This window comes from Variovorax sp. GW821-FHT06D12, assembly GCF_059419205.1.
Window position 1 is genome coordinate 170,060 of record NZ_JBWKRI010000011.1, and the last position, 26,669, is coordinate 196,728.

At 69.4% G+C, this 26,669-nt stretch carries 25 protein-coding genes; 10 read left to right on the forward strand and 15 right to left on the reverse strand.

Features of this window, described 5'->3' with window-relative positions:
* The first annotated feature begins 41 nt into the window (after window positions 1-41).
* Window positions 42-803 (forward strand): IclR family transcriptional regulator, encoded by a 762-nt coding sequence (locus AC07SQ_RS28825; protein ID WP_062480496.1) that lies wholly within the window; start codon window positions 42-44, stop codon window positions 801-803.
* A 24-nt stretch (window positions 804-827) separates the two neighbouring features.
* Here the strand turns inward: AC07SQ_RS28825 and AC07SQ_RS28830 are convergent, their stop codons facing one another.
* A complete protein-coding gene (locus tag AC07SQ_RS28830) occupies window positions 828-1,664 on the reverse strand; it encodes a MurR/RpiR family transcriptional regulator (protein ID WP_062480494.1) in 837 nt (278 codons plus the stop codon).
* A gap of 160 nt (window positions 1,665-1,824) precedes the next feature.
* Between AC07SQ_RS28830 and AC07SQ_RS28835 the strand changes: the two genes are divergently transcribed.
* On the forward strand, window positions 1,825-3,570 hold the full coding sequence (locus AC07SQ_RS28835) for an ATP-binding response regulator (protein WP_495272937.1): 1,746 nt from the start codon (window positions 1,825-1,827) through the stop codon (window positions 3,568-3,570).
* Here the strand turns inward: AC07SQ_RS28835 and AC07SQ_RS28840 are convergent.
* Entirely contained in the window at window positions 3,567-4,592 is a 1,026-nt protein-coding gene (locus AC07SQ_RS28840; protein WP_495272936.1) for an agmatine deiminase family protein, read from the reverse strand. The genes AC07SQ_RS28835 and AC07SQ_RS28840 overlap by 4 nt on opposite strands.
* Window positions 4,593-4,705: 113 nt before the next feature.
* Between AC07SQ_RS28840 and AC07SQ_RS28845 the strand changes: the two genes are divergently transcribed.
* The 3 genes from AC07SQ_RS28845 (at window position 4,706) to AC07SQ_RS28855 (ending at window position 8,002) form a co-directional block, all read left to right on the forward strand.
* Entirely contained in the window at window positions 4,706-5,626 is a 921-nt protein-coding gene (locus tag AC07SQ_RS28845; protein ID WP_495313019.1) for a LysR family transcriptional regulator, read from the forward strand.
* A gap of 77 nt (window positions 5,627-5,703) precedes the next feature.
* A complete protein-coding gene (locus AC07SQ_RS28850) occupies window positions 5,704-6,867 on the forward strand; it encodes an agmatine deiminase family protein (RefSeq protein WP_495272934.1) in 1,164 nt (387 codons plus the stop codon).
* A gap of 34 nt (window positions 6,868-6,901) precedes the next feature.
* Window positions 6,902-8,002, forward strand: coding sequence for an agmatine deiminase family protein (locus tag AC07SQ_RS28855; protein ID WP_495272933.1), 1,101 nt, complete (start codon window positions 6,902-6,904; stop codon window positions 8,000-8,002).
* Between the two features lie 12 nt (window positions 8,003-8,014).
* Here the strand turns inward: AC07SQ_RS28855 and AC07SQ_RS28860 are convergent, their stop codons facing one another.
* Window positions 8,015-8,662, reverse strand: a complete 648-nt coding sequence (locus tag AC07SQ_RS28860) for a response regulator transcription factor (protein ID WP_070059496.1) — start codon at window positions 8,660-8,662, stop codon at window positions 8,015-8,017.
* A 78-nt stretch (window positions 8,663-8,740) separates the two neighbouring features.
* On the reverse strand, window positions 8,741-9,241 hold the full coding sequence (locus AC07SQ_RS28865; RefSeq protein ID WP_495272932.1) for a hypothetical protein: 501 nt from the start codon (window positions 9,239-9,241) through the stop codon (window positions 8,741-8,743).
* A 229-nt stretch (window positions 9,242-9,470) separates the two neighbouring features.
* Here AC07SQ_RS28865 and AC07SQ_RS28870 point away from each other — a divergent pair, with 229 nt between their 5' ends.
* On the forward strand, window positions 9,471-11,132 hold the full coding sequence (locus tag AC07SQ_RS28870) for a GMC family oxidoreductase (RefSeq protein ID WP_495272931.1): 1,662 nt from the start codon (window positions 9,471-9,473) through the stop codon (window positions 11,130-11,132).
* Here AC07SQ_RS28870 and AC07SQ_RS28875 read toward each other — a convergent pair.
* From AC07SQ_RS28875 to AC07SQ_RS28910, 8 genes are read right to left on the reverse strand one after another with little or no spacing between them, the layout of a single operon-like run.
* The gene (locus AC07SQ_RS28875) at window positions 11,098-12,126 is read right to left on the reverse strand and encodes a LacI family DNA-binding transcriptional regulator (protein ID WP_062474737.1); all 1,029 of its coding nucleotides are present in this window, start codon (window positions 12,124-12,126) and stop codon (window positions 11,098-11,100) included. The genes AC07SQ_RS28870 and AC07SQ_RS28875 overlap by 35 nt on opposite strands.
* Window position 12,127: 1 nt before the next feature.
* Window positions 12,128-13,108, reverse strand: coding sequence for a 2-hydroxyacid dehydrogenase (locus AC07SQ_RS28880; protein ID WP_495272930.1), 981 nt, complete (start codon window positions 13,106-13,108; stop codon window positions 12,128-12,130).
* Window positions 13,108-14,061, reverse strand: a complete 954-nt coding sequence (locus AC07SQ_RS28885; protein ID WP_495272929.1) for a sugar kinase — start codon at window positions 14,059-14,061, stop codon at window positions 13,108-13,110. Before AC07SQ_RS28885 ends, AC07SQ_RS28880 begins: the two co-directional genes overlap by 1 nt.
* Before the next feature lie 10 nt (window positions 14,062-14,071).
* On the reverse strand, window positions 14,072-14,815 hold the full coding sequence (locus AC07SQ_RS28890; protein WP_495272928.1) for a sugar phosphate isomerase/epimerase family protein: 744 nt from the start codon (window positions 14,813-14,815) through the stop codon (window positions 14,072-14,074).
* Window positions 14,815-15,570: an amino acid ABC transporter ATP-binding protein gene (locus tag AC07SQ_RS28895; protein ID WP_056583293.1), complete on the reverse strand. Its 756-nt coding sequence runs from the start codon at window positions 15,568-15,570 to the stop codon at window positions 14,815-14,817. Before AC07SQ_RS28895 ends, AC07SQ_RS28890 begins: the two co-directional genes overlap by 1 nt.
* A 27-nt stretch (window positions 15,571-15,597) precedes the next feature.
* Window positions 15,598-16,395, reverse strand: coding sequence for a transporter substrate-binding domain-containing protein (locus AC07SQ_RS28900; protein WP_495272927.1), 798 nt, complete (start codon window positions 16,393-16,395; stop codon window positions 15,598-15,600).
* Between the two features lie 56 nt (window positions 16,396-16,451).
* Complete coding sequence (locus tag AC07SQ_RS28905) at window positions 16,452-17,105, reverse strand: amino acid ABC transporter permease (RefSeq protein ID WP_062474720.1); 654 nt, start codon at window positions 17,103-17,105, stop codon at window positions 16,452-16,454.
* Between the two features lie 31 nt (window positions 17,106-17,136).
* A complete protein-coding gene (locus tag AC07SQ_RS28910; RefSeq protein WP_062474717.1) occupies window positions 17,137-17,808 on the reverse strand; it encodes an amino acid ABC transporter permease in 672 nt (223 codons plus the stop codon).
* Window positions 17,809-17,943: 135 nt separating this feature from the next.
* On the opposite strand from AC07SQ_RS28910, the gene AC07SQ_RS28915 reads away from it, so the two are divergent.
* Entirely contained in the window at window positions 17,944-19,638 is a 1,695-nt protein-coding gene (locus AC07SQ_RS28915; RefSeq protein WP_495272926.1) for a hypothetical protein, read from the forward strand.
* A 299-nt stretch (window positions 19,639-19,937) separates the two neighbouring features.
* Window positions 19,938-20,687, forward strand: a complete 750-nt coding sequence (locus AC07SQ_RS28920; RefSeq protein WP_495273624.1) for a metallophosphoesterase family protein — start codon at window positions 19,938-19,940, stop codon at window positions 20,685-20,687.
* 11 nt (window positions 20,688-20,698) lie between these two features.
* On the opposite strand, the gene AC07SQ_RS28925 is transcribed toward AC07SQ_RS28920, so the two are convergent.
* Window positions 20,699-21,235, reverse strand: coding sequence for a cysteine hydrolase family protein (locus AC07SQ_RS28925; protein WP_495273623.1), 537 nt, complete (start codon window positions 21,233-21,235; stop codon window positions 20,699-20,701).
* A 154-nt stretch (window positions 21,236-21,389) separates the two neighbouring features.
* Between AC07SQ_RS28925 and AC07SQ_RS28930 the strand changes: the two genes are divergently transcribed.
* Window positions 21,390-22,517 carry an MBL fold metallo-hydrolase gene (locus AC07SQ_RS28930; RefSeq protein WP_070059507.1) on the forward strand — a complete coding sequence of 376 codons (1,128 nt, stop codon included), beginning with the start codon at window positions 21,390-21,392 and terminating at the stop codon, window positions 22,515-22,517.
* A 567-nt stretch (window positions 22,518-23,084) separates the two neighbouring features.
* Window positions 23,085-24,032: an ABC transporter substrate-binding protein gene (locus tag AC07SQ_RS28935; protein ID WP_495273622.1), complete on the forward strand. Its 948-nt coding sequence runs from the start codon at window positions 23,085-23,087 to the stop codon at window positions 24,030-24,032.
* A 22-nt stretch (window positions 24,033-24,054) separates the two neighbouring features.
* Here the strand turns inward: AC07SQ_RS28935 and AC07SQ_RS28940 are convergent, their stop codons facing one another.
* Together AC07SQ_RS28940 and parC are read right to left on the reverse strand one after the other, a co-directional pair.
* A complete protein-coding gene (locus AC07SQ_RS28940) occupies window positions 24,055-24,252 on the reverse strand; it encodes a hypothetical protein (RefSeq protein WP_253252366.1) in 198 nt (65 codons plus the stop codon).
* Complete coding sequence (parC, locus tag AC07SQ_RS28945; protein ID WP_495273621.1) at window positions 24,252-26,648, reverse strand: DNA topoisomerase IV subunit A; 2,397 nt, start codon at window positions 26,646-26,648, stop codon at window positions 24,252-24,254. The genes AC07SQ_RS28940 and parC overlap by 1 nt, the downstream gene beginning before the upstream one ends.
* Window positions 26,649-26,669: the final 21 nt, after the last annotated feature.

The following is a 26,669-nucleotide window of genomic DNA, read 5'->3' on the forward strand; positions in this document are numbered from 1 at the left end:
ATTCCTGCATCCCAAACACTAATTCCAATTTTTCCCACTATATGGACGAACCCAGAGAGACCGCCGGCGCCCAGAGCCTGCGGCGCGCCCTGCAGCTGCTGCGCCTGCTGGCCGAGCACCACGAGGAAGGCATCAAGCTCACCGAAGTGATCGCCGCCTCGGGGCTGGAGCGCTCCACCGTGCACCGCCTGCTGTCGTGCCTGGCCGAGGAGCAGTTCGCCGAGCGCGACCCCGACGGCAAGGCCTACCGCCTGGGCATCGACGCCATGCAGCTGGGCTTTGCCTCGATGCGGCGCGTGCCGCTCGTGGACTCGTGCCGCGCGCTCATGCAAAAGCTCGCGCGCATGTCGGGCGACACCGTGTTCCTCGTGATCCGCCAGGGCGACTACTGCGTGTGCCTGCACCGCGAGGAAGGGCACTTTCCGGTGAAGGTGTTCACCACCGACGTCGGCGGGCGCCGCCTGCTGGGCCTGGGCGCGGGCGGGCTGGCGCTGATGGCCGCGCTCACCGATGCCGAGATCGACCGCATCCTCGAGCGCCACACCGCCGAGTACGCGCAGGCCGGCTTCACCCGCGAGCGCATGAAGCAGGCCGTGAAGCGCACGCGCGCGGCGGGCCATGCGGACATCGTGGACACGCTCACCGAAGGGGTCTCGGGCGTGGGGCGCACCTTCGCGGCGTCGGCCACGACGTTGGCCGCGATCAGTTTCGGTGCCATCACGCCGCGGCTGCCGCCGGCGCGCAAGAAGGAGATGGCGCTGTTGTTGAAGGCGCAGTTGCCGCGCAGCGAAGCGGCGAAGTAAACGGCGCGGGGGCCGCGCGGCCTCTTACAGCTCGCCGTTTTCCTCGTGCCCCAGCTCGATCGCCGCCAGCCGCTTGCGCCCGGCCGAGCCGGCGGCCTCGATCACCATCGTGGCGATCAGGTCGCACACGCCCATCACGGCCGCGTGGTTGTCGAGCAGCCCCGGGCCGCGGCAGTCGCATTGCAGCGACCAGGTGGCGCCCGCGAAATCGGGCGAGGCGCGGTCGCTGATGTAGACGATCTTCGCGCCGACGCGCTGCGCGCCCGCGAGCAGGGTGTCGAGCTGGCGGGTCTGGCGGCGCGTGCCGAACACGATCACGCAGTCGCGCTCGCCCAGCCCCGCCAGGTGCTCGGCCAGCGTCTCGCCGGGGCCCGGAATGGCGGTGACGCGCGGCACCACCTGGATGATCTGCCAGCGCAGGTACAGCGCGAACGCGTGGCTGCTGCGCGTGCCGAAGATCAGCACCTGCCCCGCGCCGATGATCGCCTTCACGATCTCGGCCATCTGCTTGTCGCTCAGGCGCTCGAAGGTGCTCGCGAGGTTGGCCTGCGACTGCTGGAAGTGCGTGGCCACGAGGTGGCCCCGCTTGGAGGCTTCGGTCGCGTTCTGGAACAGCGGCGAGCCCGTCTGCTTTTCTTCGCGCACCTGGCGCCGCGCCTCTTCGTAGTTCTCGTAGCCGATGCGGCGGATGAAGCGGCTCACCGTGGAGGGCGACACGCCCGCCAGCTCCGCCAGTTCGTTGCCCGCATAGCTGGCCAGCTCGCCGGGAAACTCCAGGACGAAATCGGCAAGCTGCCGCTCGGTCGCGGACAACTGGTCGAGCTGGCTGCGAACGCGGCGGACGAAGGAATCGGCGGACATGGGTGGGTGGTGGGAAGCGGCGCACGATGATGCCATGCCGCCTGCGCGGCCTCGGGCAAGCGCAGGCATTGGACTAAAGTCCCATGACGCCCCCCACGCCACGCGTTACCTTGGGATCGCCACCTTCGGCGATCCCACCTCCCCCACCCGCCACACACCGATGAGCGCCACCCCACCCACGACGCCCGCCGACCCCGTCTTTGCCGCGCGCATGGCCGCCTTGCGACGCAACTTTCCGTTCTCGCTGCTCGGCGTGATGCTCACGGCGGGGCTGGTGGTGGTGGCACTGTGGGGCGCGGTTGCGCACGAGCAGTTGCTGGCCTGGGTCGGCGCCAACGCGGTGCTGACGGCGGCGCGCGCGTGGCAGGTGACGCGCTACCGGCATGCCGAGCACGACCCGGGCGCGCTGCAGCGCTGGCGGCGCGGCGCGATGGTCGGCGCGGTGCTCGGCGGGTTGTTGTGGGGGCTGCCGCTGGCGGGGTGGATGCTGCAGGTGTCGCTGCCGCAGCAGATGTTCATCGTGGTGGCGATGCTCACCATGGGCACGGGCGCGATCTACGCCTACTGCATCGACCTGGGCCTGCTCTACGGCTTTCAGGTGACGTACTTCGCGCCCGCGATCCTCGCGATGGCCACGCTCGACGACGTGCTGCTGCGCGTGATGTCGGCGGCCGGCGTGCTCTATCTGTTCGTCACGCTGGCCTTCGCGCAGCGCATGTACCGCACGCAGGTCGATTCGCTCGAGCTGCGTTTCGAAAACCTCTACCTGCTGCGCCAGCTGCGCCTGGAGAAGGACGCGGCCGAGCGCAGCGACCTCGCCAAGTCGCGCTTCCTTGCCGCGGCCAGCCACGACCTGCGCCAGCCGGTGCATGCGCTGAGCCTGTTCGTGGGCGTGCTGCGCGGGCAGGCGCTGCCGGCGGCGAGCCGGCACGTGGTCGACAGCATCGGCCGCGCCGCCGCGGCGATGGGGCTGCTGTTCGAAGGCCTGCTCAACATCTCGCGGCTCGACGCGGGCGTGGTGCGCGTGAAGGCGCGGCCGTTTGCGCTGGCGCGCCTGCTCGACCAGATCCAGCTGGAGTTCGCGCCGCAGGCGGCGGGCAAGACGCTGTCGCTGCGCTTGCGCGCGGGCGATGCCGTGGTGCACTCCGACCCCGCGCTGCTCGACCGCGTGCTGCGCAACCTGGTGGAGAACGCGATCCGCTACACGGCGCGCGGCGGCGTGCTCATCGGCTGCCGCCGCGCGGGCGCCGACGCGCTGCGCATCGAGGTGTGGGACACCGGCCCCGGCATTCCGCCCACCGAGCAGGAACAGGTGTTCTGGGAGTTCCACCAGCTCGGCAACCCCGAGCGCGACCGCACCAAGGGGCTGGGCCTGGGCCTGGCCATCGTGCGGCGCACGGCCGCGCTGCTGGGCCATCCGCTGGCGTTGCGCTCGCGCGTCGGCCGGGGCACGGTGTTCTCGGTGACGGTGCCGTTGGCGCGCCAGGCACTGCCCGCGCCCGAGGCGCCGCCCGCGCCGCTGCCGGCCGACACCGGCCGCCTCGTGCTCGTGGCCGAGGACGACGGCGAAAGCCGCCTCGGCCTGCAGCTGCTGCTCGAAAGCTGGGGCCTGCGGGTGATTGCGGCCGAAGGCGGCGACGAGCTGCTGGCGCTGGCCGCGCGCCAGCCCGGCAAGCCGGCGCTGATCGTCAGCGACTACCGCCTGCGCGCGGGCGAGACCGGCATCGACGTGGTCGATCGCCTGCACGAGGAATACAACGACGACGCGATTCCCGCGCTGATCGTGAGCGGCGACACCGACCCACGGCGCCTGAGCGACGTGGCGGCGCGCGGCTGGCAGATGCTGCACAAGCCCGTGGACCCGGCGCAGCTGCAGGCGACGGTGTCGCAGCTGATCGCGCCCTAGAAGCCGCGCGCGGCCAGGCGATTCCCCTGCATCGGCTGCTGCTGCGTGGAGCAGTGCACGGCGCCGCCGCCCAGCGAGATCGCGTCGATGGGCAGCAGTTCGACGCGGCGGCCTGGGAACGCACGTGCAAACACCTCGCGCGCCTGCGCATCGCGCGGCACACCGAAGGCGGTCGAGATCACCGCGCCGTTGACGAGGATGTAGTTCGAATAGAGGTCGCAAAAACGCGCGCTGCCGTAGCTGTGCACGTCGCGCGGCACGGGCAGGTCCAGGATCTCGAAGCGACGGCCGCACGCATCGGTCGCCAGTTCGAGCGCGCGGCGGTTCTCCTGCATCGCGCGAAAGTAGTCGCCCTGGTCGGGGTCGGCCGCATTGAAAAGAATGCGGGCCGGCGCAATGAACGACGCAATGCCGTCGATGTGGCCGTCGGTCTCCACCTCGGCCGCATGGCCCGGCAGCCAGACGATCTTCTGCACGCCCAGCATGCGCCGCAGCTCGGCCTCGATCTGCGGCTTGCGCAGGCCCGGGTTGCGGTTCGGGTGCAGCAGGCAGCTCTCGGTGGTGAGCAGCGTGCCCTGCCCGTCGACGTAGAAGGCGCCGCCTTCGAGCACCATGTCCGAACGCACCAGCGGCACGCCGGCCAGCGCGGCGATGTCCGCGGCGGCGCGCTGGCAGCCGTCATGCGGGTGGTACTTCTCGCCCCATGCGTTGAAGCGGAAGCCCACCGCGGTCTGGCTCGCCTGGTGCTGGTCGACGAGGAAGATCGGGCCGCAGTCGCGCAGCCAGTTGTCTTCGGCCGCGATGGGCACCACGCGCACCTGCGGGCCGCAGACCGCGCGGGCCGCGTCGGCCAGCGGTGCGTGCGCGGCCACGATGCAGCGCTGGTAGCGCGCGATGGTGCGCGCCAGCAGGCCGAACGCGCGGCAGACCGCGTCGTAGTGCGCGCCCCACAGGGCTTCGCGGTGCTCGAGCACCGGCCAGCCCAGCCAGGTGGCGGCCATCGGCTCCCATTCGGCGGGCATGCGCAGGCCAGCGCGGCGAGCGTCGAAATCGTTGGAAATCAAAGGGTCCTTCAGAAGAAATTGCAGAGGCGCCCACTCTGACTTGAATTCCTTCGATGAAAAAGCGACATTTCTTGGCTGAATTCATCGACCCCATTCATATGTCCAACACCCGGCTGCCCTCTTTCAAGTTCCTCATCGGCTTCGAGGCGGCGGCGCGCCTGGGCAACTACTCGCGCGCGGCGGAAGAGCTGTTCGTCTCGCAGTCCGCCGTCAGCCACCAGATCTCTCAGCTGGAGCAGCAGGTCGGCCAGCCGCTGTTCCGGCGCAAGGGGCGCGGCGTGGAGCTGACGGTGGCGGGCAGCCTGCTGCTGGACAGCGTGGGCAAGTCGCTCGAGCACATCCGCAACGGGCTGGCCCGCATCGAGACCTACATGGACGACCGGCTCGTCACGCTGGTGTGTCCCGCGCCCGTGGCCAGCGGCTGGCTGCAGCCGCGGGTCGACCGGCTGCTGCAGGCGCACCCCGACCTGTGCCCGATCATCTCGGTCGACGAGAGCGCGCGCTTCATCGATGAACTCGACGTGGACATCGCCATCACCCGCGCGCCGCTGCGGCAAGAGGGCGTCTTCGAAGTGCCGCTGCTCACCGACGAACTCGTGGCCGTCGGCCCGCCCGCTCAGAAAGACGACGCCAACCTCGGCCTGCTGTGCCTCGAAGAAGACCTGACGAGCGACCGCATCGGCCCCTTCATCCGCGCGCATTTCGGCGGCCTGCGCAAGGCCGCGATCTACGACGACCCGCGCCTGGTGCTCGACGCGGCCTTGCGCGGCCGGGGCATCGCACTGGTGTCGCGCCTGCTGGCCGACGACGCCTTGCGCACGGGGCAATTGCGGCAGTTGCCGGACACCCCGAGCCTGCCGCTGGGCACCCTCTGGATCGCGTGCGCCGAAGGCCCCTCACGCCTGCCGCTGGTGCGGGAGGTGTTCGACAGCCTGCGGCTGTTTGCGCAGCAGGACGCTGACGATATGAGCCAGATCGATCAATCCCTTTAAAAGACATCAATTGTGTAGATAGATAGGCGTCGACAGAATCCGGGGCTTCCTCGAACTTAGTAATAACCCTGATTCCAATGACAACGCGACGCACTCTCCTGGGCCTGGGCGGCCTCGGCCTTTTCGGTGGACTCGTGACCGCTTGCGGCGGTGGCGGTGGTGGGAGCGGCAGCGGCATGCTGCCGCCCTTCCCCGTGCCCATGCCGACCCCTTCGCCTGCACCGGCCCCGGCCCCCGCGTCCGGCTGGCGCATGCCCGACGAAGGCGACGCCCACCGCGCCGTGTGGATGGCCTTCGCCGCGCGCGAATCCATCTGGACGGCCGAGATGCGCCAGCCGGTGTTTCAGGCGCTGGCGCGCATCGCCAATGCCATCAGCGTCTACGAACCGGTCAAGATGCTGGTGAACCCCGCGGATGTTTCCACGGCCCGCCAACTGTGCGGCTCCAACGTGCACCTGATCGAACACGCCATCGACGACCTCTGGATGCGCGACACCGGCTGCGTCTTCGTGCGCAACGCGCGTGGCGAGCGCGCCGCCGTGAGCTTCAACTTCAACGGCTGGGGCAACCAGCAGGCCCATGCACGCGACGCCACGGTGGCCGCGCGCATGGCCGAACTCACGGGCGTGCCGCTGCTGCGCAGCAGCCTCGTGATGGAAGGCGGCGGCATCGAGGTCGATGGCCAGGGCACGGCGATCATCACGGAGAGCTGCGTGCTCAACAAGAACCGCAATCCGGGCGTCAGCAAGGCCGACGCGGAGGCCGAACTCAAGCGCATGCTGGGGCTGGACAAGATCATCTGGCTGCCGGGCATCGCGGGCCGCGACATCACCGACGGCCACACCGACTTCTATGCGCGCTTTCTCAAGCCCGGCGTGGTCGTGGCGGCGCTGGACACCGACCCGAAATCGTACGACCACGCCGTGACACACCGCCACCTGGAGCTGCTGACCGGCGCCACCGACGCGCGCGGGCGCCCCTTGCAGATCGTCACGCTGAAAACGCCGAGCCAGGTGCGCCCCACCTTTGCGCGCAAGGAGTTCGCGGCCGGCTACGTCAACTTCTTCCTCACCGACAAGGCGGTGTTCATGCCCGAGTTCGGCGACGCCGTGGCCGACAGCGCGGCCCGCGCCGCACTGGCCGCGCACCTGCCCAGCCACCAGATCGTGCAGCTGGACATCGACGCCATCGCCGCGGGCGGCGGCGGCATCCACTGCACGACGCAACAGGAACCGGCGTGATGCCGCGCCCCCGCCCCTGATTCCGGAGACCGACATGCACCTTCCCCTGACCCGCCGCCGCCTGCTGCACGGCATGGGCCTGGCGCCCCTGGCCTCGTTGGGCCTCGTCGCCACGGCCACCGCCGCGGCGCCCGACACCTGGCACATGCCCGACGAGGGCGACGCGCACCGCGCCACCTGGATGTCCTTCGGCCCCAGCGAACGCGTCTGGGGGCGGCGCCTGCTGAAGCCGGCGCGCGAGCACCTGGCGCAGATCGCCCGCACCATCGCCGCCTTCGAGCCCGTGCACCTGCTGGTGCGCGAGCAGGAGCACGACCTGGCCGCGCGCCTGTGCGGCAACCGCGTGACGCTCGAGGTGCAGCCGGTGGACGACCTCTGGATGCGCGACACCGGCCCCGTGTTCGTGCGCAACGGCGCGGGCGAATGGGCCGGCATCGATTTCAACTTCAACGGCTGGGGCAACAAGCAGTCGCATGCGCGCGATGCCGAAGTGGCCGAGTACGTGACCGACGCCGCCGAGGTGCAGCGCCTGCGCACGCGGCTCGTGCTCGAAGGCGGCGGCATCGAGGTCGACGGCGCGGGCACGGCGATCATCACCGAGAGCTGCGTGCTCAATGCCAACCGCAACCCCGGCCTGCGCAAGGAGGCCTGCGAAGCCGAGCTCAAGCGCCTGCTGGGCCTGCGCAAGATCATCTGGCTGCCCGGCATCGCGGGCCGCGACATCACCGACGGCCACACCGATTTCTATGCGCGCTTTGCCGCACCGGGGGTGGTGGTCGCGGGCCTGGACGACGACCCCGACTCCTACGACCACGCCGTGACCCGGCGCCACCTGGAGATCCTGCGCCAGGCCACCGATGCACGCGGCCAGCGCCTGCGCGTGGAGGTGCTGCGCGGCCCGGAGACGGTGCGCAGCACCTACGAGTCGGACGAGTTCGCGGCGGGCTACATCAACTTCTATGTCTGCAACGGCGCCGTCATTGCGCCGCAGTTCGGCGATGCGCGCGCCGACGGCAACGCCCGCGCGCTGCTGCGCGAGCTGTTCCCCAAGCGTGAGGTGGTGCAGCTCGACATCGATGGCATTGCCGCCGGTGGCGGCGGCATCCACTGCACGACGCAGCAGCAGCCGCGCTGATGCGTTGCGGCGCTAGCGCGGGCGCCCGAGCATCCCCGCGCGCCGCGCCGCGATCACGGCCTGCGTGCGGCTGGTCACGCCGAGCGCGCCGAAGATCGCCGAGATGTGCGCCTTGATCGTCTTCTCGCTGGTGGCCAGGCGCAGCGCGATCTCGGCGTTGCGCAGCCCTTCGCACAACAGCTGCAGCACCTCGGCCTGCCGCGCCGTGAGCGTGCTCAGCACATCGGTGGGGGTCGACAGCACGGGCAGCGCGGCGCCGCCCGCCGGCGAGGCCTGCACCACGTTCTGCTCGCCCGCCATGACGCGGCGCAGCGCGTCCATGAGCTGCTGGCTGTCGGCCGACTTGTGCACGAAGCCCTGCGCGCCGGCATCAAGTGCGGTGTCGATGTCCTGCGGGTCTTCGGAGGCCGACAGCACCAGGATGCGCAAGCCGCCGCGCCGCCGGTGCAGCTCGGCCAGCAACGCCGCGCCGCCGAGGTCGGGCAGGTAGTAGTCGGTCATCACCGCGTCGAGCCGGGGCAAGGTGGCGAGCGCCTCGAGCGCTTCGGCGCCGTTGCGGGCCGTGGCGACGGTCATCGTCGGCTCGGCTTCGCGCAGCGCGAGGAACAGGCCTTCGCGAAACATCGCGTGGTCGTCGATCAACAGGATGGTGGCGGGCATCCTTCGATTCTGGCGGCAACCGGCGTCGAACCCCACGGTTCCCCGTGGGTGCCGGAGGAAACCCGCCGGGTATCGCCCTCAGCGGTCCGCGGGCGGACGGCGCGCCACTGCCATGCGCGAGGCCGGCCGGGGCGACGCGCGCGATGCCACGCGACGGTGGCGCAGCACGCGCGCCCCTCGGCGCCCTTGCAGTGCCGACGGCGGTGCCTGCCGGTGGGCCTCGAAGCGCGCTTCCTTCTGCTTCAGGTAGTGCATGAGCACGTGCGACACCATGTTCAGCCCGATGGTGCCGAACGCCGCCGGAAAGATGTACAGCGCGATCGACAGCTCCGACGAAAAGACGAGGTCGTCCGCCAGCGAAGGCGTGGCCTGCGCCAGCCGCGCCAGCGCGCGCAGCAGGAAGATGTCCGCGCCCGCCAGCGCGATCAGCAGCAGGCCGAAGGCCAGCACGGTGGTCTTGGAGAACTCGCGCCGCACGAACAGCGTGACGAAGATCGCGGCAGGCAGCACCAGCGAGCACAGCACCAGCCCCCAGAAGCGGACCTCGGTGAATATCGTCGCGTCTGAAAGCAGGTGCATGGGCAGAGCGTTGAAGGGCGGGCGCAGGGTCGGGCGCTCCGAAGGCGCATTGGGCCACGGGCTGCGCGTTGCAATTTGTCCGCTGGGTGAAGCATCGGTAAAGCCCCCGAGGTGCGTCCACGGCAGGGGAAACCCGTGGGGTCCGACCCCGGGGTCGCTGGCCACAATGCCGGTGCGCGCATCGGCGCACGGGCATCCTCACATCCAACGACAAGAAGGACCAGAAGCCATGGCGGAATTCGACTACGTGATCGTGGGCGGCGGCTCGGGCGGCGCCACGCTGGCCTCGCGCCTGAGCGAGGACCCGTCGGTGACGGTCTGCCTCATCGAGGCCGGCGGCGACGGACGCGGCATCCTCGTGCGGGCGCCGGCCGCCGTGGTCGCGATGCTGCCGGGCCGTCCGCGCATCAACAACTACGCCTACCAGACCGTGCCGCAGCCCGGCCTGAACGGGCGGCGCGGCTACCAGCCGCGCGGGCGCTGCCTGGGCGGCTCCAGCGCGATCAACGCCATGCTCTACGTGCGCGGCCACCGCGAGGACTACGACGACTGGGCGCGCGCAGGCTGCGCCGGCTGGAGTTTCGACGAGGTGCTGCCGCACTTCCTGCGCGCCGAGGGCAACCAGCGCGGCGCCAGCGCGCTGCACGGCGCCGACGGCCCGCTGCAGGTGTCGGAGCAGCAAAGCCCGCGCGCCATCAGCGAGGCCTTCGTGCGCGCGGCCGCCGAGTGCGGCATTGCGCGCAACGACGACTTCAACGGCCCCGAGCAGGAAGGCGCGGGGCTCTACCAGGTCACGCAGTTCCACGGCGGCGCGAAGAACGGCGAGCGCTGCTCGGCCGCCGCGGCCTACCTGCACCCGGTGATGGACCAGCGCCCCAACCTCTCGGTGCTGACCGGCACGCAGGCCCTGCGCGTGGTGCTCGAAGACCGGCGCGCGGTGGGCGTCGAGGTGCGGCGCGGCAGCAACGTCGAAACCATTCGCGCGCGCCGCGAGGTGGCGCTGTGCGGCGGCGCCTTCAACTCGCCGCAGCTGCTGATGCTCTCGGGCATCGGCGACCCCGACGAGCTCGCGCGCCACGGCATCGAAGTGCGGCATGCGCTGCGCGGCGTGGGGCAGAACCTGCAGGACCACTGCGACTTCATCGTCGCCTACAAGTCCAAGCAGACCGACATGTTCGGCATCGGCCCGGTCGGCGGGCTGCACCTGCTCAAGGCCATCGCCCAGTGGCGCCGTGACGGCACGGGCCTGGTCGCCACGCCCTTCGCGGAAGGCGGCGCCTTCATCAAGTCGTCGCCCGAGCTGCGCCGGCCCGACCTGCAGCTGCACTTCGTGATCGCGATCACCGACGACCATGCGCGCAAGCTGCATGCGGGCTTCGGCTTCTCGTGCCATGTGTGCGTGCTGCGCCCCAAGGGCCGGGGCGACGTGCGGCTGAACGACGCCAGCCCCGACTCGGCGCCGCGCATCGACCCACGCTTCCTGGCCGACCCGGAAGACATGGCGCTGCTGCTGCAGGGCGTGAAGAAGACGCGCGAGATCATGCGCGCGCCCGCGCTCGAGAAATACCGCCACCGCGAGGTCTACACCGCCGACGCCCACACCGACGCGCAGCTCGAGCAGCACATCCGCGCGCGCGCCGACACCATCTACCACCCGGTGGGCACCTGCAAGATGGGCATCGATGCGATGGCGGTGGTCGACCCGCAGCTGCGCGTGCATGGCATCGCGGGCCTGCGCGTGGTCGATGCCTCGGTGATGCCGACGCTGATCGGCGGCAACACCAACGCGCCGACGATCATGATCGCGGAGCGCGCGGCCGGCTGGATGCGCGGGCCTGCCTCCTTCGCGGCATCCGCTACGGCAGTGCCGTCGATGAGCCTCGCACCATGAGCTCGCCCGGCAGCAGCAGCTGACGCGGCGCCGCGTCGAGCCCGCGCAGGCGCTCGATGAGGCAGGTGGCCGCCGCCCGGCCGATCTCGTCGGTGGGCTGCGCCACGGTGCTCAGGCCCGGCCCGATGAGCGAGGCCCATTCGGGATCGTCGAAGCCCACGAAGCCCAGGTCGGCGCCGAAGCGCCAGTCGAGCCGCGCCATGGCCTGGGCCACGCGAAGCGTGACCACGGCATTGCCCGCGACCACCGCGGCGCGGCGGCCACGCTTGGCGCGCTGGCGCAGCGCGCGCAAGGCCTCGTCGAGCGCGTCGTTCTCGCCCTCGACCGATTCGAAGACCTCGCCCGCCACGCGTGGCTCGTGCGCGGCCACGCAGGCGCCGAAAGCGGCCGTGCGCTCGCGCCGCGAACTCACGCCCTTCTGCGGCTCGGTGACGTACAGCAATTCGCGGTAGCCGCCCTCGACCAGGTGGCCGCAGGTGTCGCGCATGGCGGCATGGTTGTCGAGGGAGACGAAGTCGGTGTGCATGCCCGTGTGCCGGCGATCGACCAGCACCGCCGGCTTGCCGTGCAGCGTGACCGCATCGACCACGTTGCTGCCGCGCCCCAGCGTGTTGAGGATGAAGCCGTCGACCTGGTAGCCCGCGAGCGCATTGATGGCCTCGCGCTCGCGTTCGCTTTCGTTGCCGAGGTTGAACAGCATCACGAGGTAGCCCGCGTCCTGGCAGGCCTTCTCGGCGCCGCGCAGCACGGCCACCGAGTACGGGTTGGTGATGTCGGCCACGATCAGGCCAATGAGCCGCGAACGGCCGTGGCTCAGCGCCTGCGCCATCGGGCTCGGCGAGTACGCGAGCTTGGCGATGGCGGCCTCGACGCGCGCGGCGATGTCCGGGCTCAGCAGGCGCTCGCGGTGGTTCAGGAAACGCGAGACGGTGGCCTTGGAGACGCCCGCGGCTTCGGCGACGTCGGCGATGGTGGCGCGGCCTGTGGGCTTCATGTCAGGCGGCAGCCGTGTCGTAGGGTGCCGTGGGCTTCTGGCCGGCCAGCACCTGCAGCAGGTTGGTCGTGGCCAGCTCGGCCATCGCGTGGCGCGTCTCGTGCGTGGCCGAGCCGATGTGCGGCAGCGGCGTCACGCGCGGGTGCGTGCGCAGCGGCGAGTCGGCCGGCAGCGGCTCCTTCGCGAACACGTCGAGGCCGGCGGCGCGCAAGGTGCCGTGGTCGAGCGCGTCGAGCAGCGCGGCTTCGTTCACGGTGGCGCCACGGCCGCCGTTGATGAACGACGCGCCCGGCTTCATGCGCGCGAAGAAGGCGGCGTCGATCATGCCGCGCGTGGCGTCGGTCAGCGGCAGCATCGCGAGCACGATGTCGGCGCGCGCGAGCAAATCATCGAGCGGCGTGTGCGTGGCGCGGCCTTGCAGCTCGGGCGCCTGCGCGGCCAGGTCGACTGGGCGGCGCGCGTGGTAGAGCACCGGCATGCCGAAGCCCAGCGCGGCGCGCCTTGCCACGGCCTGCCCGATGCGCCCGAACCCGAGGATGCCCAGCGTCTTGCCATGCACGTCGGTGCCGAAGAATTCCTCGCCGATGTTCTTCGTCCAGCGGCCTTCGCGCACCATCGTCGACAGCTCGACCACGCGCCGCTGCGTGGCCATGAGGATCGCGAACACCGTGTCGGCCACCGTCTCGGTGAGCACGTCGGGCGTGTGGCACAGCACGATGTGGCGCTTGTGCAGCTCGGCCAGCGGGTAGTTGTCGACGCCGACCGACACGCTCGAAATCACTTCGAGCTGCGGCGCCGCATCGAGCAGCGCGGCGTCGACGTTGTAGCTCGAACCGATCAGCCCGTGCGCGGTGGCAAGCGCAGCGGCAAAGGCCTCGGGCGCCTTGCGCGGATCGGCCACGGTGACGTGGTGCACCGCCTGCAGCCGCGCCAGCTGGTCGTCGGGCAGGGCCCGGAACACCAGCACATTCTTCTTGGTCATCACAGTCCCGCTTCTTCGAGTTGCGCCCGCGTCGGCAGGCCTTCGGTGTCGCCGAGCACCTGCACGGCGCGCGCGCCGATCCAGGCGCCGCGGCGCACCGCGTCGGGCACGCTGCGGCCTTCGAGCAGTGCGCTCACCACGCCGGCCGCAAAGCCGTCGCCCGCACCCACGGTGTCGATCACTTCCTTCACCGGGAAGCCGTCGACATGGCCGGTGCCGGCCACGTCGCTGTCGTAGTAGGCGCCGGCCGCGCCGAGCTTGACGACGACCAGCTTCGCGCCGCGCTCGCGGTAGAACTTCGCGACGTCTTCGGGCTTGTCGTGGCCTGTGAGCAGCAGGCCCTCTTCGATGCCGGGCAGCACCCAGTCGGCGCGCGAGGCGAGCTCGTTCACCCAGTGGCGCATCGTTTCGGTGGACGACCACAGCGTGGGCCGCAGGTTGGTGTCGAACGAGATGGTGCGGCCGGCCGCGCGCATCACGTCCATCGACTTGAGCGCGGCCTGCAGGCTGGTCTCGGAAATGGCCGCGAACACGCCGGTGGCGTGCAGGTGGCGCGCCGAGCGCAGCCAGGCTTCGTCGACGTCGGCCGGGCCCATGTGGCTGGCGGCCGAACCCTTGCGGTGGTATTCGATCGGCGGGTCGCTGCCGTCGGTGACGCGGCCCTTGAACTGGAAGCCGGTGCGCTGCGTCGCGTCGGTGATCACGTGCGAGCAGTCGATGCCTTCGGCGCGCATCGCGGCCAGCAGCGCGCGGCCCATGGAGTCGGTGCCCAGGCGGCTGGCCCAGCCGACCTTCAGGCCCAGGCGCGACAGGCCGATGGCCACGTTGGTTTCGGCACCGGCGGTGCGCTTGTGGAACGCCTGGGCGTCTTCCAGCGGGCCGGGCCGGTCGGCCACGAGCAGCAGCATGGCTTCGCCGAACAGCGCGACGTCGAAGGCGGTGGGTTGCGTCATGTGTGTGTTCCTACGCCCGTGCGGCGCGGATGAAGTCGATCTGCGTGCGGGTGACGGCCAGCAGGTCGTCGCCCACCAGAGGGTATTCGATGGCGTGGGGCACGTCGGCCGGCAGTGCGCGCAGCACCGCACGCCACGGCGCGACCGAGTCGCCCAGCGGCACCGCCACCCACTTGTGCGGCAGGCGCTGCGCGCCCTTGCAATGCACGTAGCGCACGCGATGGCCGAGCGCCTGCGCGGCCTGCAGCGGGCACTCGCCCAGCCAGTGCCAGTTGCCCATGTCGAAGGTCATTCCGAGCGGCACGCCGGCGCGGTCGGCCACGTCGAAGAAGGTCTGCAGCGCGGCCAGCGTGCCGGCGCGCACCGTCTGGTCGTTCTCGATGAGCAGCTCGACGCGGGTCTCGGCCAGCGCGACCTTCAGGCCCCACAGCGAGCCGTGCGACGACGGCTGGAAATCGCCGATGGACATCTTAAGCCGCCTGGCGCCCACGCGCGTGGCGGCGGCGATGGCGCGTTGCAGCGCAGCGCTGTCGAGCCAGCCGCCTTCGGCCCACAGGCCCTCGGGGCTGGAGTAGACCGATGCGAGGCCATGCAACGCAGGCAGCTCGGTGTCGGCGTCGCGCAGCATCTCGCCGCGCACTTCCACCGAATCGGCACCGGCCGCGCGCGAGAGTTGCGAGCACCAGAGCTGGCCGTGCCGCCCCACCTCGGCCGCACCGAAGGACGACAGAGAAATCAGGACTTCGAAGGCCATCAGTGGGCTTGGTGCGAGCTGAGAATTTGCCCGAGGAACTGGCGCGTGCGCTCGTCCTTGGGGTTGCCGAAGAACTCCTGCGGCGGCGCCTGCTCGACGATCTTGCCGTCGGCCATGAAGATCACGCGGTCGGCCACGCTGCGGGCAAAGCCCATTTCGTGCGTGACGCACAGCATGGTCATGCCGTCTTCGGCCAGGCCGATCATGGTGTCGAGCACTTCCTTGACCATCTCGGGGTCGAGCGCCGAGGTGGGCTCGTCGAACAGCATGATCTTGGGCGACATGCACAGCGCGCGCGCAATGGCCACGCGCTGCTGCTGGCCGCCCGAGAGCTGGCTCGGGTACTTCTTCGCCTGCTCGGGAATGCGCACGCGCGTGAGGTACTTCATGGCCACCTCTTCCGCCTGCGCCTTGGTCATGCCACGCGAGCGCATCGGCGCCAGCGTGCAGTTCTCGAGGATGGTGAGGTGCGGGAACAGGTTGAACTGCTGGAACACCATGCCGACTTCGGCACGCACCGCGTCCACGTTCTTGCCGCCGGCCGTGAGGTCGATGCCGTCGACCACGATGCGGCCTTTTTGCACCGTCTCGAGCCGGTTGATGCAGCGGATGAGCGTGGACTTGCCCGAGCCCGAGGGCCCGCAGATCACGATGCGCTCGCCCTGGCGCACCGACAGGTCGATGCCGGTCAACACCTGGAATTCACCGTACCACTTGTTGACCGCTTCCATGCGGATGATCGATTCCGTCGTCATGCCAGGATTCCCTTCAAGCGCTTTCGCTTATTGCATCTTCGGCAGGTCGGCCTGCAGCCACTTCTGGTACAGCTTGTTCAGCTCGCCGTTGGCGGTGTTCTTCTGCACGAATTCGTTCACGGCCTTGGTCAGCTCTTCCTGGCCCGGACGCATCGCGATGCCCATCGACTGCTGCACCAGCGTGAACTTGTTTTCGAAGGTGTTGGCCGGCACGCGCTTGGCGATCTGCGCCGCCACGGTGACCGAGCAGCCGATGGCATCGACCTGGCCCGAGATCAGCGCCTGCATGGCCGAGGCGTCGTCGTCGAAGCGGCGGATCTCGGTGCCTTCGGGTGCAGCCTTGGTCACGGCCACGTCTTGCGTCGACGCGCGGGCCACGCCCACACGCAGGCCCTTCAGGTCGCCTGCCGCCTTGATGGAGGTCTTGGTCGCGCCGTACAGCACGATGGTCGCGGCCGCGTAGGGCTGCGAGAACTGCACCTGCTTGGCGCGCTCGGGCGTCACGGCCAGCGAAGCCACCAGCAGGTCGACCTTGTTGGTCAACAGGAACGGAATGCGGTTCGGGCCGGTGACCGGCACGATGTTGGCCTTGACGCCCCAGTCTTTCGCCAGCAGCTTGGCCACGTCGGCGTCGTAGCCGTCGGGCTGGTTCCTGGCGTCGGTGGTGCCGTAGGGCGGGAAGTCGACCAGCATGCCGATGGTGATCTCGCCCTTCTTCTTGATGTCGGCCATGCTCTGTGCCGAAGCGAAGGGAGCGAACACGGTCAGCGCGGCGCCGAGGCCCAGGGCTGCGATGGCAGCGCGGCGGGTGGTGGTAACGGTCATTGGATGTGTCTCCTGAATAAAGAAAGGAAGCGACGAGAAAGGAAAAGCGAAAAGGGTCAACGTGCGAGCGCCTGGGCGCGCTTGCGCTCCATGCGCGCCGCCAGCAGCGACAGCGGCCAGCAGATCACGAAGTAGATGGCGGCCACCACCGAGAACACGATGAGCGGCTGGAAGGTGGCGTTGTTGACGATCTGCCCGGCGCGCGTGACCTCGACGAAACCGATGATGGCCGCGAGCGACGTGCCCTTGATGATCTGCACCAGGTAGCCCACCGTGGGCGCCAGCGCGATCTTGAAGGCCTGCGGCAGCACCACGTCGCGCATGCGTGCCACGTAGTGCAGGTTCAGCGCCTGCGCCGCCTCCCACTGGCCGCGCGGAATGGCCTGGATGCAGCCGCGCCAGATTTCGCCCAAGAAGGCCGCGCTGTTCAGCACCAGCGCCACGCCCGCGGCGACCCACGGGTTGATGTCCAGCCCCAGCACCGGCGCGCCGAAGAACACCAGGAACAGCTGCAGCAGCAGCGGCGTGCCCTGGAAGATCTGGATGAAGGTGGTCGACACGGCGCGCGCCCACGTCGATTCCGACGTGCGCATCAGCGCGATGAGCAGCCCCAGGATGGCGCCGCCCACGAAGGCGATGGCCGACAGCGCCAGCGTCCACTGGGCCGCTTCGAGGATGAAAAGGAATTCGGGAAAACCGAAGGTGCGCATGGTGTGTGCTCCGTCCGTCGTGGTCAGTCAGTTACCGGCGGTCCGGGTAGTTGAGCGTGCGCTTGTAGATCAGCTTGAACATGGCCGAGAAGGCCAGTGCCAGCGCGAGGTAGATGGCGGCCACGACGATGTAGATCTCGAAGCTGCGGAAGGTCTGCGACTGCAGGTTGGCGGCCACCGAGGTCAGGTCGTCGGCCGAGATGACCGACACCACCGCCGAGCTCAGCATCAGCAAAATGAATTGGCTCGTGAGCGCCGGGTAGATCGCCTTCAGCGCGGGCTTGATGATCACGAAGCGGAAGATTTCCCAGGGCTTGAGGTTGAGCGCACGGCCCGCCTCGATCTGGCCCTTGGGAATCGACTCGATGCCCGCGCGGATGATCTCCGTGGCGTAGGCGCCCAGGTTCACCACCATCGCCACCAGCGCGGCCGTCTGCGGCGACCAGCGCAGGCCGATGGCCGGCAGTGCGAAGAAGAAGAAAAACAGCTGCACGAGGAACGGCGTGTTGCGGATCACCTCGATGTAGGCATTGACGATGAAGCGCAGCCAGCCCGGCCCCGAGGTCTTGCCCCAGGCACAGAAGATGGCCACCACCAGCCCCAGCAAGGTGGCGGTGAGCGAGAGCTGCACCGTGATCCACGTGCCCTTGAGCAGCAGCGGCCAGGCGGCAAAGACGGCGTCGAATTGGAACTGGTAGTTCATGGCGGAGCGTGCACGGCCAGGCCGTGCACAGACCCTGAAAGGAATGCTTGCAGCTTAAATGAAACCGGTTTCAGACATAGCTAGGGATTCCCCTAGGTGGGCGTTTTGCCCTACCCGCCTGCCTACACTGGCGCGATGCCGAACCCCCACGCGGACCCCACCTCTTCCCCGGCAGGCACCCCGGCCACCGGCCCCGTCGTGCAGCATTTCCGGCAGGCGCTGCTCTGGCCCTTGCGCCTGGTGCCGGCGCCCGGCGCGGCGCCCACGCACCACGGCCCCTGGCATGTGCTGCGCGACCTGGGCGAGGCCTCGCCCTGGCGCGAGGAGGTCGACGAATACACCGGCGAGAGCGGCCGCTTCCACGAGCGCCACTACAACGAGTTCGTGAGCTTCCTGCCCTACGTGCAGCGCTTCCTGTACGGCGAAGGCCGATCGCGCGGCAGCACCGACGCCGCAGGCAGCGACGGCGATTCGCCGATGCGCGTGTTCCGCCGCCGCGACATCGCGGCCGTGCGGCTGGTGGCGCACCCCGGCGAGGCGCCCATCACCCTCGACGTGATTCACTGCGACCTGTACTTCTTCTTCGACATCGACGTGGTGCTGCTCAACCTCGAGGTCGGCACCGACCACCTGAGCCTGGCGCAGGCGCAGGACATCCTCTACCGCTTCGGCCGCGCCTACCCTTCGGGCTGGGAGCCCGACGGCGCCGCCCTGCACTGCATGGCCAGCGTCGAATGGCTGGACGCCGACGGCCGCGTGCTCGCCGCCTCCGACGCGCAGCAGCGCGACGCCTTCCTGTCGCACGTGGCCCAGCACCGCGCACCGCGCATCGCCGCGCACTGGGCCTACCTGATGCAGCCGCTGGTGAGCGACCATTCGGACGACCCCGGCGTGCTGCGCTACCGCCAGATCGAGTACTACCGCATGCCGGTGATGGCCTACCTGTCGCTGGACGACCCGCGCCGCCTCACGCGCGACGACTTCGTGCGGCTCGCGCTCGTCACCGGCGCGGGCGGCGCCGACGCCCACCTGCCCTATGCCGAGCACCACCTGGCCGACTTCGAGCACAAGTACTGCTACGACCGCTTCTGGGTGAACACGGGCGCGGCGCCCAACACGCGTTACCTGTGCAACGGCCACGCCCTCGTCGTGGTGGGCGACGCGCGCTCCGAGTTCTTCTGCTGCCGCGACCGCGGCGTGCTCGCGCAGTTCAGGCACCAGCACTTCCTGCTGTTCCTCATCGCGCATTTCCAGAAGGCGTCGCTGCTGATGTTCTCGGACCAGCTGGTCGAGGCACTGAAGAAGCTCGACATCCGCAGCACGCCGAGCGTGAAGCAGTTCAAGCGCGCCATCCGCGCGAGCTTCGAGCGCTTTCTTCGCTTCACGCACCGCTACTGGTTCCACGAGATTTCAGAGCAGGCGCAGGTGCGCGCCCTCTCGCACATGTGCGCCGCGCACCTCGGGCTCGACCCGCTGTACGACGAGGTCAAGTCGCGCATCGCCGACATGAACACCTACCTCGATGCCGACAGCCTGCGCCGGCAGGCCAGCACCGTGGTGCGGCTCACGGTGGTCACGCTGTTCGGTCTCATCGGCACCGTCACCACCGGCTTCCTCGGCATGAACCTGCTGGCCGAAGCCGACGCGCCGCTGTGGCGCAAGGCGATCTGGTTCGGCGTGGTGTTCGTGTTCACCACCTGGCTCACGATCTACACGATGGTGAAGTCGCAGCGGCTGTCGGACTTCATCGATGCGCTGTCGAACGACCGGCTGAGTTTCAGGGGCAAGCTGGCGGCATTGGCGCGGGTGTGGCGGGCTGGGGCGGACTGAAGGTTTGGTTCAGGGCGACGCTCCCGCCGACGCGGTACCTTGCTCCGCGAATGTCCCCCGGGGCTTCGCCCCTCCTCCTTGATTTCGCTGCGCAAGGCACCGCGTCGACGTGAGCGTTGGGCAGTGCAGTCGTGGATCGGCGAGCACCCAGCAGCGCGTCCCGTGCGCAGGACACTGGGTGCTTCCCGCAGCGAAATCAAGGAGGAGGCCGCAGGCCGGGGACATTCGCGGAGGGAAGTACCCGGCGGCCTGTGCACGCACCCCGAACTAAGATCACCGCCCTCACAAAGAAGCCACGCATGCGCATCGCCCTCGTCTCCGACATCCACGGAAACCTTCCCGCACTGAAAGCCGTCGTCGAAGACATCGCACGCCGCAAGGTGGATGCGATCGTCAACCTCGGCGACAGCCTCTCAGGCCCGCTGATGCCGCTGGAGACTGCGCAGTTCCTGATGGCGCAGGACTGGGTCCAACTCGCCGGCAACCACGAACGACAACTGCTCACGTTGCCGACCTCCGGCCAGCGCGGCGAGTCCGACGCCTTCGCGCACGCCCGACTCGGCGAGGCAGAGTTCGCATGGATCGCCTCGCTCACGCCGCGCCTGCGCTTGAGCCCCGAGGTGCTGCTGTGCCACGGCACGCCGGAGAGCGACCTCACCTACTTCCTCGAAACGGTCGAGCCCACGCAACTGCGAATGGCCACCGCAGCAGAGGTCGATGCGCGTCTCGGCACTATGGAAGCCGGCACGGAACTGGTCGCCTGCGGCCACACGCACCTGCCGCGCGTGATGCACACATTCGATGGCATCTTGATCGTCAACCCGGGCAGCGTCGGCCTGCAGGCCTATGGCGACGCGCATCCGTACCCGCACCACGTGGAGACCGGCTCACCCGATGCGCGCTACGCGCTGGTCGAACGGCACGACCACGGGCAGTGGACCTGCACGCTGGTCACCGTGCCCTACGACCACACGGTCATGGCGGCACTGGCTGCTGCCCATGGGCGTGCGGACTGGGCCCACGCACTGGCCACCGGGCGCATGCCCTAGCGATCGATCGATCAATCGCCGAAAGCGATGTCCGCGCTGTCGACCGCGCGGATCGGCACGCCGAAGCTCGTGATGTCCGACAGCGTCGCGTTGTGGTGCGCGCGGATGAAGGCGCCCTTGGCATGCGGCTTGTCGTGCGAGGTGTGGGCGTCGGCCGCCAGCACCACCTCGTAGCCCAGCGCGGCGGCGCGGCGCACGGTGGTGTCCACGCAGAACTCCGACGAATAGCCGCAGACCACCACGCGCCGCACGCCCTGCCCCGACAGCCAGGCTTCGAGCGGCGTGCGCAGGAACGAATCGGGCGTGGTCTTGCGCAGGCGCGCGTCCGCCGGCGTCACCTGCAAGGCATCGGCCAGCTGCCAGCGCTCGGAATCGAATTCCAGGTCGATGGCGTTCTCGTGCTGGACGAAGGCCACCGGCACGCCCGCCGCGCGGGCCCGTGCCGTGAGCGCGTTGATGCGCCCGATGACCACTTCGGCCTCGTACGGCCGGGGCGGATCGTCGCAAAGGCCGCGCTGCATGTCGATGACGAGGATGGCAGTTTTCATGGCAATGAAGGGCTGAAGCCGTGGATCGCCGCAGTATGCCGCCGGCCCGCGGATTGCCCCCGCTCGCCGAATGTTTCTGTCGCTGAAACCATTGAAAAGCCAACTCCCGCTAGTCTCGCGCCTCAAGACCAACACACACGCAGAGGGCTTTCCCATGGCTGACGAATCGGATTCGCAAGGCGCTTATTTACCCCGGCTGCTGCGCCGCAGCGCGGTGCTCGCCACGGCGGGCTGCGCGTTCGTGGCCGGCTGCAGCAGCGCCGGCGGCGGGGAAACGCGCTACGAGAACTCGCCGCAGTTCAAGGGCGGCGTGTTCCAGAATATGCCCAACCCCGAGCTGCAGCCCGCCGCCAGCACCTGGCGCATCTGGTCGCGCTTCATCGTCGGCAGCAAGGTCGACACCGTGCCGGTCGACCCCATTCCGGTGCGCGCACTGACGCCCCAGGCGCTCGACGCGCTCGCGGCCGACGCCAACCACGTGGTGCGCCTGGGCCACTCGTCGCACCTGCTGAAACTCAAGGGCAAGTACTGGCTCATCGACCCCGTGTTCAGCGAGCGCGTCTCGCCCTTCACCTGGGTCGGGCCGAAGCGTTTTCACAAGCCGCCGATCCAGCTGGAGCAGCTGCCGCCGATCGAGGCCGTGATCCTCTCGCACGACCACTACGACCACCTCGACGTCGCCACCATCGAGTACCTCGCCACGCGCGTGCAGCGCTACTTCGTGCCGCTGGGCGTGCGCGCCCGGCTCGTCGAGATGGGCGTGCCCGCCGAGCGCGTCACCGAGCTCGACTGGTGGCAGGGCGGCGAGCATGCGGGCGTGAAGCTCACTGCCACGCCCGCGCAGCATTTCTCGGGCCGCGCGGTCACGCTGACCGACCGCGACCGCACGCTGTGGGCCTCGTGGGTAGTGCAAAGCGGCGACCAGCGCATCTTCTACAGCGGCGACTCGGGCTACTTCCCGGGCTTCAAGCAGATCGGCGAGCGCTTCGGCGGCTTCGACCTCGCGCTGATGGAAAACGGCGCCTACGACGCCTACTGGCCCGGCGTGCACATGACGCCCGAGCAGAGCGTTCAGGCCTTCGAAGACCTGCGCGGCAAGGTGCTCTATTCGGTGCACAACAGCACCTTCGACCTCGCCTTCCACACCTGGCATGACCCGCTGGACCGCATCGCCGACCTGGCCCAAGCGAAGAAGATCGACCTGGCCACGCCGGTGATCGGCGAAGTGCTCACGGTGGGCCAGGCACGCACCAACGTGCGTTGGTGGGCCGGGCTGAAGTAAGGAGCGCACCGTCCACGCGGCGGTGTGTATTTCAAATGTTGCTCGCCACTTTTGGAAGGTTTACAGACAGTTAACCAGCGGCCGGTTCAATCGCCGTGTCGCCGCGACGAATCCCTCACCGGACGCCGATCGCGGACGACACCGTCATCTGCAAGGCAGCAGCCACAGGGAGCAAGGTGATCACAAGAAGAACCGGCAAGAAAGGAGGCGGCATCCCCGCCATCTCGACGCGCGCCCCGAGGCGTCGCCTGGCGCGCATCGCCAGGGGTTTCACCACGGGGCGCGTGCTGGCATCGATCGCGGGCGCAGGGGCCGTCGCGCCCTCGATGCACCGCACATCGGCCTGATCGTCAGCGACCCGGGCAACCTCTTCTTCCTCCAGGCCTGACACTGCCGCCGCCCACGCTGCCGACCCGCGGCAACATCGGCACCGACCGGGGCCGGCAGGTCCGTCCATTCCCCCACGCTTGCCGCCGCAGATCGCGGATGCGAGGCGGTGCGGAACATGTCATCATCCCCACCCCTTCACCGGCCCCCTCTCGCAACGAGGCCCTCGCACCCATGCCCATGAAACGTCCCTGGCGCACCTGGCTGCTGGCCCTCCTCCTCGCCGTGGGCCCCGTGGGCAGCGCGCTCGCGACACATGCCAACCATGGCAAGGGCCCGCGCGTCGGCGTGCTCGTGAGCGACCTGCGCAACCCCTTCTTTGCCTACATCGCGCGCGCGGTGGAAAGCACGCTGGCCGCAGACAGTCGCAACGCGGCGCACATCACGGTCGTGTCGAGCGGGTTCGATCCGCAGCGGCAGGACGAGCAGCTCAAGGAAATGATCCGCCAGCGCGTGCAGCTGGTGATCGTGACGCCGGTCGATTCGACCAGCCTGCACGCCCGCGTCGCGGAGGCGCGCGCGGCCGGCATCAAGGTCGTGGCGGTCGATGCGCTCGTGCAAGGCGCGGACGCGGCCGTGGTGACCGACAGCCGCGCGGCCGGCAAGCTCTCTTGCGAACATCTGGTGCGCACGCTCGGCGGCAAAGGCGAAGTGGCGATCATCGACGGCCCGCCGAACACGGCCGCGGTGGGCCGCGTCAACGGCTGCCGCGAGGCATTGAACGCCGCCCCCGGCGTGCGCGTCGTGTCGATGGCGCTCAATGGCGGCGCCACCAAGGACGGCGGCGTGGAACAGATGACGCGGCTGCTCGCGCGCCATCCGAAGCTGTCGGGCGTGTTCGCGATCAACGACCTGTGCGGCATCGGCGCGGAACTGGCGGCCCAGGTCGCGGGCCGGCGCGACATCGTCATCACGGCGATGGACGGTTCGCCGGAGGTGGCGCAGCGGCTGCAGGACCCGACCACCTTGATCGTCGGCAGCGCGACGCAGTCGCCCACGTTGATGGGCCAGCGGGCGGCCCAGATCGGGTTGAAGCTCCTGAAGGGCCAGCCCCCTCAGCAGCGCGTGCTGCTGTTGCCGTCGAAGCTCGTGACGCGCGAGAACGTCGACGGCTACGGGGGCTGGTGAGCAAGCCCCTCGGCCTGCCTGCTTACTTGCCTTCCTGCTCGCGCCGCTCGCGTGCGCGACGCACCTGGCGCGTCTCGTTGGCCTGCGCGGCGGCGCGGTCTTTCGCGCGCCGCTTGCCCTGGCGCTTCTCACGCATGCGGCGCCCCAGGATGTAGCTGCCGAAACCCGTGACCACGGCGAGGATCACGCCGAGGATGCTGATGTCGATGCCGCCCAGCATCAGAGCACCCGCACCACGCTCGCCGGCGTGAATCCGAGGTCTGCCACCTTGCCCTTGCGCGCGCGGGCACCCATCGCGTTGTTGAGCGAGCGGATCTCGAGCGTTTCTTCGCGCTCCTTGCCGCCGCGGGCGACGCCTTCGATCCGCACGCTGCGCGTGTAGGCCACCGCACCGGCCAGCGATTCCTTGGCCTCCAGGTCGATCAGCATCAGGCCGCGTCCGCCCTTGGGCAGGCTCTTGAGCTCGGCGATGTCGAAGGTCAGGATGCGCTTGCCGCTCGAGGCGCAGGCCACGTGCGTCGCGGCCGGCATCGGCTCGGCGCCGCTCGCGCCGCCCACCAGCGACGGCCGGCACAGCTGCTCGCCCTCGCCCACGTCGATGAAGGCCTTGCCGCCGCGCTGGCGCGACATCATGTTCTCGATGGTGGCCATGAAGCCGTAGCCGCCCGTGTTGGCCAGCAGCAGGCAGGCGCCCACCGGGCCCGCGAAGAAATGCGTGACGTGCGTGCCGGCATCGAGCTCGATGAGCGTGGTGACGGGCTGGCCGTCGCCGCGCGCACCAGGCAGCGAGGCCACGGGCACGGTGTAGACGCGCACGCTTTTGTCCTTGGCACTGCCGAAGACCAGCAGCGTGTCGACGCTGCGGCATTCGAAGGCGCCGTAGAGCGTGTCGCCCGACTTGAAGCTGTACTCGGGCGCGGTGCCCCCGTTGCCGGCCGCCTTCTCGCTGGCCCAGCCCTTCTGCGCGCGCACCCAGCCCTTCTGCGACACGATCACGGTGACGGGCTCGTCGACCACCTTCACCTCGGCCACGGCGCGCTTCTCGGCTTGGATCAGCGTGCGGCGCGGGTCTTCGAAGGTCTTGGCGTCGGCCTCGATTTCCTTCACCAGCAGGCGGCGCAGCGTGGCCGGGCTGGAGAGGATGTCTTCGAGCTTCTTCTGCTCGTCGCGCAGACCGACCAGTTCCTGCTCGATCTTGATGGCCTCGAGCCGCGCGAGTTGGCGCAGCCGGATTTCAAGGATGTCCTCGGCCTGGCGTTCGCTGAGGTTGAAGCGCGCGATCAGCGCCGCCTTCGGGTCTTCCGCCGCGCGGATGATGGCGATCACCTCGTCGATGTTCAGCAGCACCAGCTGCCGGCCTTCGAGGATGTGAATGCGGTCCTGCACCTTGTCCAGGCGATGGCGCGAGCGCCGCTCGACGGTGATCTCGCGGAACGCGATCCACTCGTTTAGCATCTGGCGCAGCGACTTCTGCGTCGGCTTGCCGTCGATGCCGACCATCGTGAGGTTGATCGACGACGAGGTCTCGAGCGAGGTCTGCGCCAGCAGCGTGGTCACGAACTCGTCCTGGCTGATGCGCGAGGTCTTGGGCTCGAACACCAGGCGCACGGCGGCGTCCTTGCTCGACTCGTCGCGCACCACGTCGAGCACCGACAGCATCGCGGCCTTGAGCTGGGTCTGGTCGGCGCTCAGCGCCTTCTTGCCGGCCTTGACCTTCGGGTTGGTGATTTCCTCGATTTCCTCGAGCACCTTCTGCGTGCTCACGCCCGGCGGCAGTTCGTTGACCACGAGCTGCCACTGGCCGCGCGCGAGGTCTTCGATCTTCCAGCGCGCGCGCACCTTGAGCGAGCCGCGGCCGGTGCGGTAGGCGTCGGCGATGTCGCTGGCGCTGCTGATGATCTGCGCGCCGCCCGGGTAGTCGGGGCCGGGCACGAGGGCGAAGAGTTCTTCTTCGCTGAGCTTGCCGTTGGACTTGATCAGCGCCACGCAGGCGTCGGCGATCTCGCGCAGGTTGTGGCTCGGGATCTCGGTGGCCAGGCCCACGGCGATGCCGCTGGCGCCGTTGAGCAGCGTGAACGGCAGCCGCGCGGGCAGCAGGCGCGGCTCTTCGGTGCTGCCGTCGTAGTTGGGAATGAAGTCGACCGTGCCTTCGTCGATCTCGTCGAGCAAGAGGCTGGTGATGCGTGCCAGGCGCGCTTCGGTGTAGCGCATGGCCGCGGCGCCGTCGCCGTCGCGGCTGCCGAAGTTGCCCTGGCCATCGACCAGCGGATAGCGCTGCGAAAAATCTTGCGCCATGCGCACCAGCGCGTCGTACGCGGCCTGGTCGCTGTGCGGATGGAAGCGGCCGAGCACGTCGCCGACGACGCGCGCGCTCTTCACGGGCTTGGCGCCCACGGTGCCGTTGGTGCCGCCGAAGCCCAGGCCCATGCGCGACATCGAGTACAGGATGCGCCGCTGCACCGGCTTCTGGCCGTCGGACACATCGGGCAGCGCACGGCCCTTGACCACGCTCAGGGCGTATTCGAGGTAGGCGGTCTGCGCGTAGTCGGCCAGCGTGAGGGTGGTGTCGCCGTCGGTGGGGCCTGCAAGGTCGAGCGGAGGTTGAGAGTCGTCCATGAAGAAGAGAGAAAGAAAAAC